General features: G+C 43.1%; 16 protein-coding genes. 2 read left to right on the forward strand and 14 right to left on the reverse strand.

Annotated elements, in window-relative coordinates; all coding sequences use genetic code 11:
- Nucleotides 1-15: 15 nt before the first annotated feature.
- The 14 genes from P5Y91_RS00810 to P5Y91_RS00875 form a co-directional block, all read right to left on the reverse strand.
- Nucleotides 16-264 (reverse strand): hypothetical protein, encoded by a 249-nt coding sequence (locus P5Y91_RS00810; RefSeq protein ID WP_023918292.1) that lies wholly within the window; start codon nucleotides 262-264, stop codon nucleotides 16-18.
- A 92-nt stretch (nucleotides 265-356) separates the two neighbouring features.
- Nucleotides 357-2111 (reverse strand): ABC transporter ATP-binding protein, encoded by a 1755-nt coding sequence (locus P5Y91_RS00815; RefSeq protein ID WP_277838740.1) that lies wholly within the window; start codon nucleotides 2109-2111, stop codon nucleotides 357-359.
- Nucleotides 2098-3852 (reverse strand): ABC transporter ATP-binding protein, encoded by a 1755-nt coding sequence (locus tag P5Y91_RS00820; RefSeq protein WP_277838741.1) that lies wholly within the window; start codon nucleotides 3850-3852, stop codon nucleotides 2098-2100. Before P5Y91_RS00820 ends, P5Y91_RS00815 begins: the two co-directional genes overlap by 14 nt.
- A 1-nt stretch (nucleotide 3853) precedes the next feature.
- Nucleotides 3854-4519 carry an MmcQ/YjbR family DNA-binding protein gene (locus tag P5Y91_RS00825; protein ID WP_277838742.1) on the reverse strand — a complete coding sequence of 222 codons (666 nt, stop codon included), beginning with the start codon at nucleotides 4517-4519 and terminating at the stop codon, nucleotides 3854-3856.
- Between the two features lie 103 nt (nucleotides 4520-4622).
- Complete coding sequence (locus tag P5Y91_RS00830) at nucleotides 4623-5258, reverse strand: copper homeostasis protein CutC (RefSeq protein WP_277838743.1); 636 nt, start codon at nucleotides 5256-5258, stop codon at nucleotides 4623-4625.
- A gap of 21 nt (nucleotides 5259-5279) precedes the next feature.
- Complete coding sequence (locus P5Y91_RS00835; RefSeq protein ID WP_277838744.1) at nucleotides 5280-5882, reverse strand: hypothetical protein; 603 nt, start codon at nucleotides 5880-5882, stop codon at nucleotides 5280-5282.
- Nucleotides 5883-6157: 275 nt separating this feature from the next.
- Complete coding sequence (locus P5Y91_RS00840; RefSeq protein ID WP_003007618.1) at nucleotides 6158-7114, reverse strand: ABC transporter permease; 957 nt, start codon at nucleotides 7112-7114, stop codon at nucleotides 6158-6160.
- Complete coding sequence (locus tag P5Y91_RS00845) at nucleotides 7114-8175, reverse strand: ABC transporter permease (protein WP_070662360.1); 1062 nt, start codon at nucleotides 8173-8175, stop codon at nucleotides 7114-7116. Before P5Y91_RS00845 ends, P5Y91_RS00840 begins: the two co-directional genes overlap by 1 nt.
- Nucleotides 8168-9703, reverse strand: coding sequence for an ABC transporter ATP-binding protein (locus tag P5Y91_RS00850; protein WP_129824579.1), 1536 nt, complete (start codon nucleotides 9701-9703; stop codon nucleotides 8168-8170). Before P5Y91_RS00850 ends, P5Y91_RS00845 begins: the two co-directional genes overlap by 8 nt.
- Nucleotides 9704-9831: 128 nt before the next feature.
- A complete protein-coding gene (locus P5Y91_RS00855) occupies nucleotides 9832-10893 on the reverse strand; it encodes a BMP family lipoprotein (protein WP_003001669.1) in 1062 nt (353 codons plus the stop codon).
- Nucleotides 10894-10968: 75 nt separating this feature from the next.
- Nucleotides 10969-11358 (reverse strand): cytidine deaminase, encoded by a 390-nt coding sequence (locus P5Y91_RS00860; RefSeq protein WP_155198879.1) that lies wholly within the window; start codon nucleotides 11356-11358, stop codon nucleotides 10969-10971.
- On the reverse strand, nucleotides 11345-12007 hold the full coding sequence (gene deoC / locus P5Y91_RS00865; RefSeq protein WP_277838745.1) for a deoxyribose-phosphate aldolase: 663 nt from the start codon (nucleotides 12005-12007) through the stop codon (nucleotides 11345-11347). Before deoC ends, P5Y91_RS00860 begins: the two co-directional genes overlap by 14 nt.
- 17 nt (nucleotides 12008-12024) lie before the next feature.
- Nucleotides 12025-13302: a pyrimidine-nucleoside phosphorylase gene (locus P5Y91_RS00870; protein ID WP_277838746.1), complete on the reverse strand. Its 1278-nt coding sequence runs from the start codon at nucleotides 13300-13302 to the stop codon at nucleotides 12025-12027.
- Nucleotides 13299-13892, reverse strand: coding sequence for a class I SAM-dependent methyltransferase (locus P5Y91_RS00875; RefSeq protein WP_277838747.1), 594 nt, complete (start codon nucleotides 13890-13892; stop codon nucleotides 13299-13301). The genes P5Y91_RS00870 and P5Y91_RS00875 overlap by 4 nt, the downstream gene beginning before the upstream one ends.
- A 90-nt stretch (nucleotides 13893-13982) precedes the next feature.
- Here P5Y91_RS00875 and coaA point away from each other — a divergent pair, with 90 nt between their 5' ends.
- Together coaA and rpsT are read left to right on the forward strand one after the other, a co-directional pair.
- On the forward strand, nucleotides 13983-14903 hold the full coding sequence (gene coaA / locus P5Y91_RS00880) for a type I pantothenate kinase (RefSeq protein WP_070466090.1): 921 nt from the start codon (nucleotides 13983-13985) through the stop codon (nucleotides 14901-14903).
- A gap of 96 nt (nucleotides 14904-14999) precedes the next feature.
- Nucleotides 15000-15248 (forward strand): 30S ribosomal protein S20, encoded by a 249-nt coding sequence (gene rpsT / locus P5Y91_RS00885; RefSeq protein ID WP_003007640.1) that lies wholly within the window; start codon nucleotides 15000-15002, stop codon nucleotides 15246-15248.
- The last annotated feature ends 31 nt before the right edge of the window (nucleotides 15249-15279 follow it).

Below are 15279 nucleotides of genomic sequence, written 5' to 3' on the forward strand. Positions count from 1 at the left end.
ATACGAGGGTTTTTCTTATTTCTTTAATTGCTCATAGATCAGTTTAGCATTTTGAAGGCCGATCCGATAATCGAGGCGAATCAGGCGAATCGCTTCCATCTCTGGTTCTTTGAGGTACTTCTCTTTTTGTTCCTTAGAAATACTACCTGGTTTAAGAAGATAGTGAGTGAATTGATTTCTGACTTTATTGAGCTCAACTTGAAGGGTGAAATAAAGTCCAAATAAGACAATCACAACTCCCATCATGATCAGATCGTTTGACATGGTTTATGCTCCCTTTTTCTGTTCTTTTCTTTATTTTACAGCTTTCAAGAAAGAAAAACAAGGTTAAATTTGCATTTAGACCTTGTTTATCCTTATTTCATCATACCAGCCTGGAGGTCATACATTTTCTTATACGTTCCTCCTAGAGCAATGAGTTGGTCGTGGTTGCCTGATTCGATGATTTTTCCTTTATCGAGAACATAGATGCAATCGGCATCTTGGATGGTAGAAAGGCGATGGGCAATGGCAATGGTTGTCCGCCCTTGGCGCATCTTCTTCAGAGAATTTTGGATCATCTCTTCCGTCTCTTGGTCGATGTTGGCAGTGGCCTCGTCCAAAATGAGGATCTTAGGCTGGGCAGCAATGGTCCGAGCAAAAGCCAGAAGCTGACGCTGACCGGTCGATAAGGTAGAACCCCGCTCTGTTACCGGATGGTCATAGCCACCAGGTAAACTCTCAATGAAGTCTGCTACATCCACAAATGCAGCTGCTTGTCGGATTTCCTCATCAGTCAGTTCTTCATGGTACATCCGGATATTAGAAGCAATGGTTCCATGATAGAGGAAGGGTTCTTGCAACACTAAACCAATGGACTTGCGCAAGGCTTCCTGGCTGTAGTCCTTGATATCCTGTCCATCAATCAAGATCTGGCCACGATCAAATTCATAAAAGCGCATGAAGAGATTGATAATAGAGGATTTACCAGAACCAGTATGACCAACAAAAGCGATGGTTTGTCCATTTTTGACTTCAAAGGAGATAGCTTTTAGGACATCCCGTTTGCCATCATAAGAAAAAGATACATGCTCAAAACGAATATCTCCCTGCTCGATTTCTTTTAGACTACCAGCTTCCTTGGGCTCATAGTCGTCTCGATCCATCATTTCAAAGACACGCCCTGCAGAAATGGTTGAGGTCTGTAAGGTTGCAAAATTTTGAGTGACATCAATCAAGGGCTGGAAAAGCTGGCTAACATACTGGATAAAGGCATAGATAAGACCGGCTGTAAAGCCAGAGTTACGCCAATTTAAGCCGAAAAAGGTTAGAATAACTGCATAAGCCAGGACCTGTAACAGGGTCATAGCTGGCCTCAAAAAGAGGGAATTGACATCTACAGATCGGTTGGCATAGTCCAAATGTTCCCCATTAATCTGTTCGAATTCATCCGTCAAGCGCTTTTCTTGACGAAAGGCCTGCACGATCCGCATTCCTTCAATGGATTCCGATAATTTCACATTGATATCTGATAATTTTTGTCGGGTCATCTTGACCAAGCGATTGGATAACTTGCGATAGAGACGGATGGAAAACCAAATGATGGGAAGAAAAGGCAGGACCCAAATGGTCAAATGCCAGTCCAAGCTAAACATGGTTACTAGAGTGACTAAAAAGAGTAAAAAGGATGAAACCAGGCTTGAAAAGACAGTAGAAAACATATCTGCTACTGCCTGGGTATCATTGGTCACCCGCGAAACAATCGAACCTGCTGCTGTCTGGTCATAAAAGGACATGCCCAGACTTTGTAGATTTTTGAAAATATCTAGACGAATGTCTCTTACGATAGAATTGGATACACGCGCAAAAGTTAATTGGCTCAGGTAGGTCGCCAGCACGCGCCCAATGAATAACCCATAGTAGAGAATCAAAAACTGAAAAGCTGTCAGAACTGGTGAGCCTGCTTCTTTTGGATCCACTAGGTGGTCAATATACCAGCGAGCTGCAAGAGGGATCGCCGTCAATAACAGACTAGTTAGAAAGGTAAAGGCTAAGGCTAGGGCTGTTAACCATTTATAACGCCACATGTAAGTCAAGAGCCGCTTCATAACATGAGCTTCAGATGTTTTCATTCAGCTTTCCCTCCATTTCTTCTGATAATTGTTGGGCTTGGTAGGTTTCATAGTACCAACCTTTTTGAGCCATTAATTCCTCGTGATTTCCTCGCTCCTTGATCTGTCCATTCTCCATTACTAGAATCAAATCCGCATGAACAATCGCTGATAGGCGGTGGGCTGTGATGATCGTTGTTTTCCCCTTGCGTTCCTGCTTCATATTTTCAATGATTTGGTGCTCCGTTTTAGCATCTACTGCAGACAGGGAATCATCCAGAATCAAGATCTCAGGATTCATGACCAACGCTCGACTCATGGCAATTCGTTGCTTTTGCCCGCCAGAAAGAGAGACTCCTCTCTCTCCCAGCACTGTCTCCATCTGGTCTGGCATGGCCAGAATATCCTCATAGACCCCACAAGTTCTCAGAGCCTTTATCACCTCTTCTTCCTCGATCTGTGGATCTGAAAAAGCGACATTCTCGCGAATGGTCATGGCAAAGAGGATCTGATCTTGAGGGACGTAGCCGATCAAGCTTCGAAGATCTTCTAAACGATAGTCTTTGATAGAGATTCCATTGAGCAAGATATCTCCCTGCTCCAAGTCATGCTCTCTAAGCAAGAGACGCAACAAGGTAGTCTTTCCAGATCCAGTTGGTCCTACAATTCCAAGGGTTTGCCCTTTTTCTAAATGAAAGGCAACCTTTTCAAGAACAGGCTCTTTCTCATAGGCGAATTCTTTAATGTCATATTCCAGATCTCCGTTTTGGATTTCTCTGACTGGTTGACTTGGATCTTGGATATCAGGTGTTTCTGCTAAAAGTGTCTCAATCCGATCATAGGAGACGCTAGCCCGCTGACTAATATTAAACAAGAAGCCCATGGCTTGAAGGGGCCAGACGAGCATATTAAGATAGGTAATAAAGGTTACAATTTGTCCAACCGTCAGGCTCCCTTCCTGAACAAATAGCCCCCCAAAGTAGAGGGTCAAGACATAGGAGAGACCGACAAAAAGAAGAGTAGTCGGATCAAACAAAGCATTGTAACCGGCTGAAGTCATATTCTTTGAAAAGACCATTTGATTAGTTTTTTCAAAAGCCCGAATCTCATCTGCCTGAAAACCAAAGGATTTGGTCACCTTGACTCCTGATACTGATTCCTGAACAAAGTTGTTCAGCTCTGAGAAGCCTTTTTGGGCCTCTTTGAAGGCTTTGTGGTTTTTGCGTCCAATGGCGGAAGTCACTACCACCATAACCGGTAGGGGCAAAATAGCCAAGAGGGTTAAGCGCCAATCAATCATGAAAAACATGCTGACTAGGGTCACCAAAGCGGTCACAGAAGCATCCACTGCAGACATAACCCCGCCACCAGCAAACATGGTTACCGCATTAATATCATTAGTAGCATGGGCCATGAGATCACCTGTCCGATAACGCTGATAAAAAGACGGAGACATGAGCGTAAATTGCTGAAACAAACGGTAACGTAAGATCCGAGCCAACTTATTGGCCGTTCCAAAAATATAACGTCTCCAGACAAAACGAAGGCCATACATGGCTAGAGCTGCGAGGACCAAAAGGGCGATATCCACAACTAACTGCCCCAGTGTCAGCCTTCTTTTATCGATCAAATCGATCACAAGTCCCATGATTCTTGGAGGAATGAGATTTAAAAAGCTAACCAAGATCAAGGACCCTATCCCGATCAAGTATCGCTTCTTCTCTAAATTAAAAAACCAAGATAATTTCCTCAACAGATTCATCTTATTTCCCCTTTTTGGTGAGGTGCCAGCTACTATTCACCAGAGCAAACAAGTCCTCATCAGCAATTGTTCCATCTAAGGGGATACTCACCCAATAGTTTTTATTCATATGAAAGGCTGGATAAATCCCTTTCTGCTGGATGAAATGGGCTACCTGATCAGACTTGACATTCAAAACTTCTATTTTCCCAGACTTGCTAGCATCCAATTTTTTCCAATCAATGGTCATAAAGACACCATACCACTTGAGGGTGTCTCGGTGGCGAATGGCACCGGATTCCGGAGATTTCTCCCACAAATACTCAATCGTTCCCTGATAGTGTAGGGAGATATAGGCCATGAGACGCTTGGCTTGAGGATAAAGAAATTCTTCTACCTTAAAACAAGCTTGGCGGATTCTTGCAAGACTTTCCTGACAGGCTTCCCTGACTTGGCCAACGAAATTTCCTTGTAGCTGTTCCAGATGGATCTGGATATACTCATCCCCTGTATCCTGATCATAGACCTGAAAAGAAATCTTCTGGTCGCAGACCTGGACCTTTAAGAGAAAAGTGTCAGATAAGACGGGACACTGGTACTCATAGCCTGCCCCTCTCTTTTCAAATCCGTAAGCCAATCCCTTTTCTGGCTGAAAAGTGTACCGGTCAAAATAATGCTCTAAAAACATTTTCTCTCCCTTATTCATTTTTGCACTAGAAGAGGTTGGAAACAACGTCCCCAACCTTGATAACAGATCCTCAAAACTACCTCAAGCAGTGATCGATTCTTCTTTAAAACACAATGCGCGTGCCATGCAGTTGACAAACACCCAATTGCTCCAAAAAGAGCTGACGATTGTCAAGGGTCACACCCCCACCTGGCAGGATCTGAATCTTTCCCTTAGCCGCAGCTAATAAACGATGATAGTGGGCAAAACGTTGCTCGAGTGTGGCACCTGGATTTCCACCTCGTGTTAAAATGCGGGCCACACCCTGATCAGAAAGCCACTCAATCGCTTCTAGCTGATCTGTATGAGCTAACTCATCAAAGGCCATATGAAAGACTACCTCTGCCTCTCCACAGGCTGCTAGTAAAAGCTGCATGACCTTCTGGTCCAACTTTCGATCGCTCGTCAGCGCACCCAGAACAAAACAAGTAACCCCTATTTCTTTCGCAGCACGAATATCCGTCAGCATAGCTTCGACTTCCAGATCAGTGTAGACAAAATCTCCACCACGGGGCCGAATGATCACACATAGATCCACAGACTTCGCTCTTGTCAGTTTGATTGCTTCATTGATCACACCTAAGCTCGGTGTGGTCCCGCCTACTGCCAGGTTGTCGCACAGTTCAATGCGACCTGCCCCAGCAGCAATCGCCTTATCAATATAAGTTAAATTCTCTGCACAAAATTCAAAGACAAGCATGACAACTCCAATTACAAAGACTTAAAACAAGGAGATACTAACTGTTACCTTCGCATTGCCATTTTCCACTCTCGCTTTTGAGATACTATAGCCTGCTTGAGGGATCTCAAGGGTGATTTGATCACCATTCACTGTAAAGCCGCCTCCATTTTGATTGGATTGATCCTTCAAATAGTTGAGAACCAAGAATTTTGGAATGGGCATTTTCCCTAATTTAGCACCGGTCACAGTCAAATTCATGACATTGTTTTCGACTTGACCGGTCATGGTTAAATCTAGATAGCTATCAACTGGCCCTAATGATACAGGAACTTTGACGTGAAGGTCATTGCCATCCATTCCTAGTGCCATCTTTTGATAGTCAGAATTGTCAAGGGCGGATCCAGCACTTGTTTTTACGACCTGACTTAATTGTACAGAATTGAGACTTAGCTCAGTTGAGAGCCCTTCAGTGCTCACAGAAGCGTTTGAAACTGCATTTTGAGCCAGCTCAATCAAAGAACTCCCTGCCTGCACATTTCTCAGTTGCTCCCCATCAGGAATAGATCCAGGGACCAATAAGATCACTAATAAAATAAATAAAACGATCACCATGCCAATCAGGCGTCTTATCCACTTAAACATCTGCTCCTCCAATACATGAAAAGTTGTATTCTTATTGTACCCTAAATCTAAAGAAATTGCGACTACGAGGGGCCTTTACAAAGCAAAAGAGAGCGTGGGACAGAAATCGGTAATTCGTTAGAATTCGATTTCGTCGTCCCACCTCCGCACAGTTGAGTAGGGCTGTAAAAGCTGATGAAATCAGCGTAGTAGAGCCCACTCAACCACTGCGTCTTACTCGACAATCCAAAAACAATTGAGAGGCTAGGACTTTTGTCCCAACCTCTCTCTGTGCATTATTTCGATTTAATGTAGTTAACACCATCTGCTTTAGGCGCAACTGCTTGTCCAAAGAAGGCTGCCAAGACAACCATGGTCAAGACATAAGGCGCAATTTGCAAGTAAATGGATGGGATACCTTTAAGCAAAGGCAATTGATTCCCGATAACTGCCAAACTTTGTGAGGCTCCAAAGAAGAGACTAGCCAGCATGGCACCGATTGGGTTCCATTTCCCGAAAATCATAGCTGCGAGGGCGATGAACCCAGGACCAACAATAGTAGTCACCGCAAAGTTAACGGAAATAGATTGAGCGTATATGGCTCCTCCAATACCAGCTAGGGCACCTGAGATCATCACTCCTAAGTAGCGCATTTTATAAACATTGATTCCCAATGTATCTGCTGCTTGTGGGTGTTCCCCAACTGAACGAAGACGCAATCCAAATTTTGTCTTGAACATGATGAACCAAGCAAAGAATGAGAAGAGAATCGCAACCCAGCCGATGATGCTGGCATTGTTGAAGAAAATATCCCCAATTACCGGAATTTTAGATAAGACCGGAATGGAAGTTTTCCCAAAGGCAACTTTGATATTATCCGTTTGCCCCTTGTTGTACATTGCTTTAACAAGAAAGACGGCTAATGGAGGAGCCATCAAGTTTAATACTGTACCTGAGACAATATGGTCAGCACGGAAATGAATAGTTGCCACCGCATGGATCAAGGAGAAGAGTACTCCAATCCCTGCAGCAACAATTAAGGACAACCATGGTGTCAAACTTCCTAACTCAGGCTCAAAAGTCAAGTTAAAGATAATGCCTGAGAAGGCTCCCATAACCATGATTCCTTCCAGACCAACGTTAACAACCCCAGCGTGTTCTGAGTAAGCTCCTCCGATACTTGTGAAGATCAGCGGCGCCGCATACACAATCATAGAGGAAACAAGAATACTTAAAATCGTTACAATACTCATTAGTTTGCTCCTCCTTTTTTAGCTGAACGCATCGAGATCATCTTTTCAATAATGTAGTGAGCACATACGAAGAAGATAATAGATGCTGTCACAATTTGAACGACTTCTTCAGGGATGGCAGCTGGCTTCATACCAACTCCCCCAATTTGAAGTGCACCAAACAAGAAGGCAGCAAATGGAATACCAATTGGTGAATTCATTGCAAGAAGGGCAACGGCCATACCATTAAATCCAACACTCATCGAGCTGGTTTGAACGTAGACATTTGAGTAAATCCCCAGACCTTCTGCTACCCCTCCGATACCAGCAAGAGCACCAGAAATGATCATAGAAAGGATAATGGTCCGTTTTGCAGACATCCCTGCATATTCCGCCGCATTCGCATTGAGACCAACGGCACGGATTTCAAAACCAAGTGTTGTTTTCTTCATCAAGAACCAGATGAGCACCACTGCGATGATGGCAAAGAAGATCCCGATGTTCATTTGTGATTTGTCCGTCAAATTACGCAACCACTCCGTCTGGTAGACAGCGTTGGCTCCCACATCAATGGTTGAGTCCTTGTTTTTCATCAAGGAAGCTGGGAAGCTATGAATCAAGGCATTCCCACCGTAGAGAACAATGTAGTTCATCATAATGGTGATAATGACCTCACTGGTTCCGAGATAGGCACGAAGGAAACCAGGAATCGCTCCAATAAATCCACCTGCGATAGCCGCAATCAAAACGGTCATCGGAATCATCAGTAAGCGAGGCATATTTGGGAAGGAAAGGGCAAACCAAGTCGCCATGATCCATCCTGCAAAAGCCTGACCAGGAAGTCCAACGTTGAAGAAGCCGGCCCGGCTAGCTACCGAAAATCCAAGAGCAACTAAAATCAGTGGCCCCATAGCACGGGAAATATTACCCCAACTCTTAATCGAACCAAAGGCTTTCTTAAACAGCAATTCATATCCCCAAAGGGCATCATAGCTGAAGGCCCACATAATAATGGCACCCAAGACCAATCCTAAAAGGACAGACACCAATGGAACAGCAATTTGTTTTAAATTCTTATTCATTTGATGCTCCCTCCTCTACTTTTCCTCCTGCCATTAAGATTCCAAGTTCTTGCTTATTCGTCGTTTCTGGGGTTACGATCCCTTGGATCTTCCCATCATGAATAACCGCAATACGGTCAGAAACATTCAAAATTTCATCTAATTCAAAACTGACAACCAGAACGGCTTTTCCATTATCCCGTTCTTGGATCAAGCGTTTGTGGATATATTCGATCGCTCCAACGTCCAATCCACGAGTCGGCTGGCTAACGATCAAGAGATCTGGATCGCGATCGATTTCCCGAGCGATAATGGCTTTTTGCTGGTTCCCTCCAGAGAGAGCCTTAGCAGGTACCACTTCACTGGCTGCACGAACGTCAAACTCTTCCATGAGCTTCTTGGCATAAGAGGTGATATTTGGATAATTTAAAATACCATTCTTGCTAAGAGGTTCTTTGTAGTAAGTTTGAAGAGCCATGTTTTCAGAGATCATCATATCAAGGACCAAACCATCCCGGTGACGGTCTTCAGGGACGTGCCCTACCTTCATTTCTGTGATTTGACGTGGACGTAGTCCTACAACATCCTTGCCTTTAATCTTAATTGAACCCGATTTTACCTTCCGTAGACCTGTAATGGCTTGGATCAACTCAGACTGACCATTTCCATCAATCCCTGCGATCCCAACGACTTCACCAGCACGAAGTTCCAGTGACAAATTCTTAACAGCTGGGACACCACGGTTTTCGTTTACAACCAAGTTTTCGATCGACAAGACCACTTCTTTCGGTTGAGAAGGACCTTTTTCAGTCTTAAAGGAAACAGAACGGCCGACCATCATTTCGGCCAAGTCTTGGTTAGTAGCTCCACCAATCTCCACTGTCTCAATAGATTTCCCACGGCGAATAACCGTTACGCGGTCTGAAACAGCACGGATTTCATCCAACTTGTGCGTAATCAAGATAATGGATTTTCCTTCATTCGCCAAGTTCTTCATGATTGTCATCAATTCTTCGATTTCAGCTGGTGTCAACACTGCAGTTGGTTCATCGAAGATCAGGATGTCGGCTCCACGATAAAGCGTCTTTAAGATTTCCACACGTTGCTGCGCACCAACGGAAATATCCTCAACTTTAGCATTTGGATCTACTGCCAAGCCATATTTTTTAGACAAATCAAGGATATCTTGGCTGGCTTTTTTAAGGTCCAAAACACCATGTTTAGTGGTTTCAGAACCAAGGATGATATTTTCAACAACAGTGAAGGCTTCAACCAACATAAAGTGTTGGTGCACCATTCCAATTCCTAAAGAAGCTGCTTTTGAAGGTGAGTCTAGGTTAACAGTATTTCCATTTACCACAATGTCTCCGCTTGTTGGTTCCAACAAACCAGCCAGCATATTCATCAGGGTAGATTTACCTGCACCATTTTCTCCAAGAAGTGCATGGATTTCACCTTTGCGCAACTGAAGATTAATCTTATCATTTGCTACAAAGTCACCAAATTTTTTGGTAATCTCACGCATTTCGATGACATATTCATGTGTCATGTGGGTGTTTTCCTTTCAAAATTTTTTATTTCAATAAAATCTGCTAGAGAACTAACAGATTTTATTGAGACAAAAATGTCTCACTTTAAAAGAAACGGCCCTTAAAGGGAGGGCCGCCCAATCAAATATTATTTTTCAGGAACTTTAAGAGATCCATCAAGGATTTTAGCTTTGGCATCTTCGACAGCTTTTTTAGCATCTGCAGAAAGGTTGTCAGTTGTCAAATCAACTCCACCATCTTTCAAGCTATAAGTAATCACTTTACCGCCAGGGAATTTACCGTCAGCAGCTTTCTTAGCCAAGTCTTTTACAGATTCTCCGACTTTCTTCAAGCTTGAAGCCAAGACAAAGTTAGATTTTTTACCATCTTTAGAAGTGTATTCACCTTCAGCTTTTTGGTCACGGTCCACACCAAGAACCCAAACTTTTTCGTCTTCATTTTTCTTCTCGTTCAAGTCTTTTGCTTCAGAGAAGACACCTGCTCCAGTACCACCAGCTACTTGGTAGATAACGTCTGCACCTGCAGCGTATTGTGCAGCAGCAATTGTTTTACCTTTAGCAGCGTCACCGAATGAACCAGCGTAGTCTACTTGAACTTTGATAGATGGGTCAACAGATTTAACACCAGCTTCAAATCCAGCGCGGAAACGAGTGATAACTTCACTTTCCATACCACCTACAAAACCAACTTGTTTAGTTTTTGTAGTTTTCGCAGCAGCGATACCAGCAAGGTAACCAGCTTCGTTGTCGGCAAAGACAGCAGATGCTACGTTCTTTTTACCTTCAATACGGTCGTCAATGATAACAAAGTTTGTTTCTTCGTTGTCAGAAGCCGCTTTTTCTACTGCATCACGCAAGGCAAAACCAACACCAAAGATCAATTTGTAGTCGTTAGAAACAGCTTCATCAAGGTTTGTCGCATATTGAGATTCATCTGTTGATTGGAAGTAGTCAAATCCGTTCCCTTTAGAAAGACCGTTTTCTTTCCCCCAAGCTTGCAAACCTTCCCAAGCAGATTGGTTGAATGATTTGTCATCCACACCACCAGTATCGGTAACGATAGCAGCTTTCAAATCAGTTTTTGATTCTGAGTTTGCGCTATCTTTTTTAGACGCACGATTTCCACATGCTGCAAGTCCGATAGCAGCGACAGTTACTAGACCAAGGCCTAGCCATTGTTTCTTGTTCATTACTGAACCTCCTAAATTATTGTGCAACATTGTTGCGAAGTATTGAAAGGGTCAAAAGACCGCCTCACAGAACTATTAAGTCAGGTCTGTAAAGGAATATGGAAGTAATTCCTTGACCGTCATCACGACCGTCGATTTATCTTTAGATACTAAGGTTACAGGAAGGTCTGGCTCAAAAAATTCAGCCATGACCTGGCGACAAGCACCACATGGAGAGATGGGCTTTTCTGTTTGCCCGTAGATAATCAGCTCTTTGAACTCGCGAGCTCCTTCAGAAACAGCTTTAAAAATGGCTGTCCGTTCTCCACAGTTGGTCAAACCAAAACTGGCATTTTCGATATTGACACCTGTATAGATTTCTCCATCCTTCGTTAGCAGTACAGCTCCAATTGGGAAATGAGAGTAAGGCACATAGGCTTGTTGACTCACTTCAACTGCTAAGTTGATCAACTCAGTAGTCGCCATGAGCCACCTTTCCTTCCATGATGGCTACACCAGAAGAAGTCCCGATACGGGTCGCACCAGCTTCGATAAAAGCAAGAGCATCTTCATAAGAGCGAGCACCACCAGAAGCCTTAACACCCATGTCGGGTCCAACAGTTTGACGCATTAAGTCCACATCTTCTACCGTTGCTCCTCCAGTTGAGAAGCCAGTTGAAGTCTTCACAAAGTCTGCGCCAGCTAACTTAGCAATTTGACAAGCAACGATCTTTTCATCATCTGTTAAAAGACAAGTCTCAATGATGACTTTGACCAGCTTATCACCGCTTGCTTCAACTACAGCTTGGATATCTTCCTCAACTAGTGCTAAATTCTTAGACTTAAGTGCCCCGATGTTAATGACCATGTCAATCTCATCGGCACCGTTTTGAATCGCATTTTTTGTTTCACACGCTTTGACAAATGGTGTATTTGCCCCCAAAGGAAAACCAATGACGGTACAAACTTTAACGTCTGAATCGCGCAAGCCCTCAACCGCAAAATTCACCCATGTCGGGTTCACACAGACACTCGCAAAATCATAAGCCTTAGCTTCTTCGATCAGCTTTTCGATCTGTTCTTGTTGCGCATCTGGTTTTAAAAGAGTGTGATCGATATATTTATTTAACTTCATACAATCTCCTGAGCTGCTTAAGATATTATTTCAATAATTTCTTTAACGCTTTCAGCCCTTTCTAGTATTTTAACATTTTTTTTGAATTCTGTAACTCTTTCTTGTGAATTTTTTTCATTCATGAAAATACGGGCAATGCGTTCCCCTTTTTTGACGTGCTCTCCCACTTTTTTGTCAAACACAATTCCTGTTTCGTAATCGAGAGGATCTGATTTGACAGCACGACCAGCACCCAGGCGCATGGCAAACAAGCCAAACTCCATGGCAGGTAAAGCAGCAATGACGCCATCTTGATCCGCTGTTACTTCAAGGACCTGATCCACTTTAACGGGACGATGTAAATCCTCTAAATCTCCACCTTGAGCTACCACCATTTCTTCAAACTTCGCTAAGGCTTGTCCATTGATTAAGTGTTCATGGATCGCTTCAATCGATTGTTCTACATTGGCCAATTTCAACATGATTTGCGCTAATTCACAAATAAACTCAGTTACGTCCGCTCGGCCCTGCCCTTTCAGAATATCCAAGGCTTCCAAAATTTCTAAACGATTGCCAATACTGGTTCCTAAAGGTTGGCTCATATCTGTAATGACAGCGATGGTTTTCCGACCCACTGCATTTCCAAGATCCACCATGGTACGGGCTAAGCGACGAGCATCCTCAATATTCTTCATAAAGGCACCCTCGCCCACTGTCACATCCAAAAGAATGGCATCCGCACCAGCAGCAATTTTCTTACTCATAACGGAGCTAGCAATCAATGGAATGGTATCCACTGTCGCCGTCACGTCACGAAGAGCATACAAAAGTTTGTCTGCTTTTACAAGTTGGTCGGATTGACCAATGACCGATAAGCCGATCTCCTGCACCTGCTGGATAAATTCCTCTTGGGTCCGTTCAATCTGGAAACCTTTAATGGATTCCAACTTATCGATGGTCCCACCTGTGTGTCCTAACCCACGACCGCTCATTTTGGCAACCGGCACTCCGAAACTTGCAACCAAAGGCACCAAGACCAAGGTTACCTTGTCTCCCACACCACCAGTCGAATGTTTGTCCACCTTGATCCCTGGAATAGCTGACAGATCAAACTGTTGCCCCGTTTGGACCATCTTCATGGTCATATGAGAAATTTCTTCCGTCGTCATCCCTTTAAAATAAACGGCCATAGCAAAAGCAGACATTTGGTAATCTGGTACTGTTCCAGCCACATAGCTCTCAATCAGCCATTCAATTTCTTCCTTGTTTAAGGCAAGACCATCTCTTTTTTTCTGAATGATATCTACTGCTCTCATGATTCTTTCTCACTTCTTAAAATATAATAGCCTTTGTCTTTTTTTACGGTCTCACAATTGCCAAACGTCTCTTCCATCTTGGCCTTAGCGCTCGGAGCCCCTTGTTTTTTCTGAATGACAATGGTCAAATCTCCACCTGGTTTCAAATGTTCAAAACTACCAGTGATCACTTGGTGAACCACTTTCTTACCTGCTCGGATCGGCGGATTACTGAGCACATGGTCAAAGACCCCTTCTACTGCTTCATAGACATCCGAAGAAAAGATCTGAGCTTCCACGCCGTTTCGGCTAGCATTTTTCTTAGCCAAGTCTAGTGCCCGCTCATTGACATCGACCATGGTCACTGCAACTCCCTGGGCTTTAGCTAGAGAAAGGCCGATCGGTCCATAGCCACAGCCAACATCGAGGACACTTTCCCCTTCTTGAAAATCCAAAGTTGATAAGAGCACCTGGCTTCCATAATCAATCATTTTTTTACTAAAGACACCGGCGTCCGTATAGAAATTCATCTTTTGCCCCAATAAAACAACAGCCAGATCATGAATATCATGGGCTGCATCTGGGTTTACATCGAAATACATTTTACTCATAAGGTTATTTTATCATAATTCATTCCTTTTTTAAATCGTTTACATGACCTCTAAAAATTGGTATACTAAAGACTACAATAGGAGTGACATATGGACAAAGAATTTCTACATTTTGAAAAAATTAATCGGGAAACCTGGCAAAATTTGCACCGCAAAACCACCCCACCACTCTCTCAAACAGAGCTCAATTCTATTAAAAGTTTTAACGACCGCATCAACCTCCAAGATGTACGTGACGTCTACCTGCCTTTGACAAACCTGATTGGAATCTACAAGCGTTCCAAAGAAGATTTGGCCTTCTCAAAAGGTATTTTTCTTCAAAAAACGAGTGAGCGCCAACCCTTTATCATTGGTGTTTCAGGAAGCGTAGCGGTTGGAAAATCTACCACTAGCCGTTTACTTCAAATCCTGCTGTCACGAACCTTCGAAGGCTCGACTGTAGAGTTGGTAACAACGGATGGTTTTCTCTATCCAAATGCTATCTTAAAAGAACAAGAGATCCTCAATCGAAAAGGATTTCCGGAAAGCTATGATATGGAATTGCTCCTTGATTTTCTCAATCAAATTAAAAACAACAAGAGAGTAGAAATCCCTGTCTATTCCCACGAAATATACGATATTGTCCCAGATGAGAAGCAAACCATTTTACCGGCTGATTTTGTCATTGTCGAAGGGATCAATGTCTTTCAAAATCCACAAAATGACAGTCTCTATATGACCGATTTCTTTGATTTTTCGATCTATGTGGATGCCGCGGTCGACGATATCGAATCTTGGTATATCGATCGCTTCCAAAAACTCCTTGCATTAGCTCAGAATGATCCTAATAACTACTACTATCGATTTACAGAGCAACCCCTAGAAGAAGTTTTAAGCATGGCCCATCAGGTCTGGGAATCCATTAATTTAGTCAACTTGCAGCATTACATCCAACCAACCAGAAACCGAGCTGATCTGATTCTCCATAAAGCAACCAACCATGAAATCGACGAAATTTATCTCAAACGTTAGATAAAATGGCCTGTTATCGGTACTTTTTAAAGGAAAAGCTATTTTAGGCTTGTCAAATCTTAACTTTTCATATATAATGAGATAGTTAGATTATCAATGGAGGTGAATAACTTGGCAAACATTAAATCAGCTATCAAACGCGCTGAATTGAACGTTAAACAAAACGAAAAAAACTCAGCTCAAAAATCAGCTATGCGTACTGCAATAAAAGCTTTTGAAGCAAACCCATCTGAAGAACTTTACCGCGCTGCTAGCTCAGCTATCGATAAAGCAGAAACTAAAGGTTTGATCCACAAGAACAAAGCTAGCCGTGATAAAGCACGTCTTGCAGCGAAACTTGGTTAATCAAGAACAGCATAAAAATCAAGCTCTCCGG

This window comes from Streptococcus taoyuanensis (assembly GCF_029589235.1).
GTDB lineage: Bacteria > Bacillota > Bacilli > Lactobacillales > Streptococcaceae > Streptococcus > Streptococcus taoyuanensis.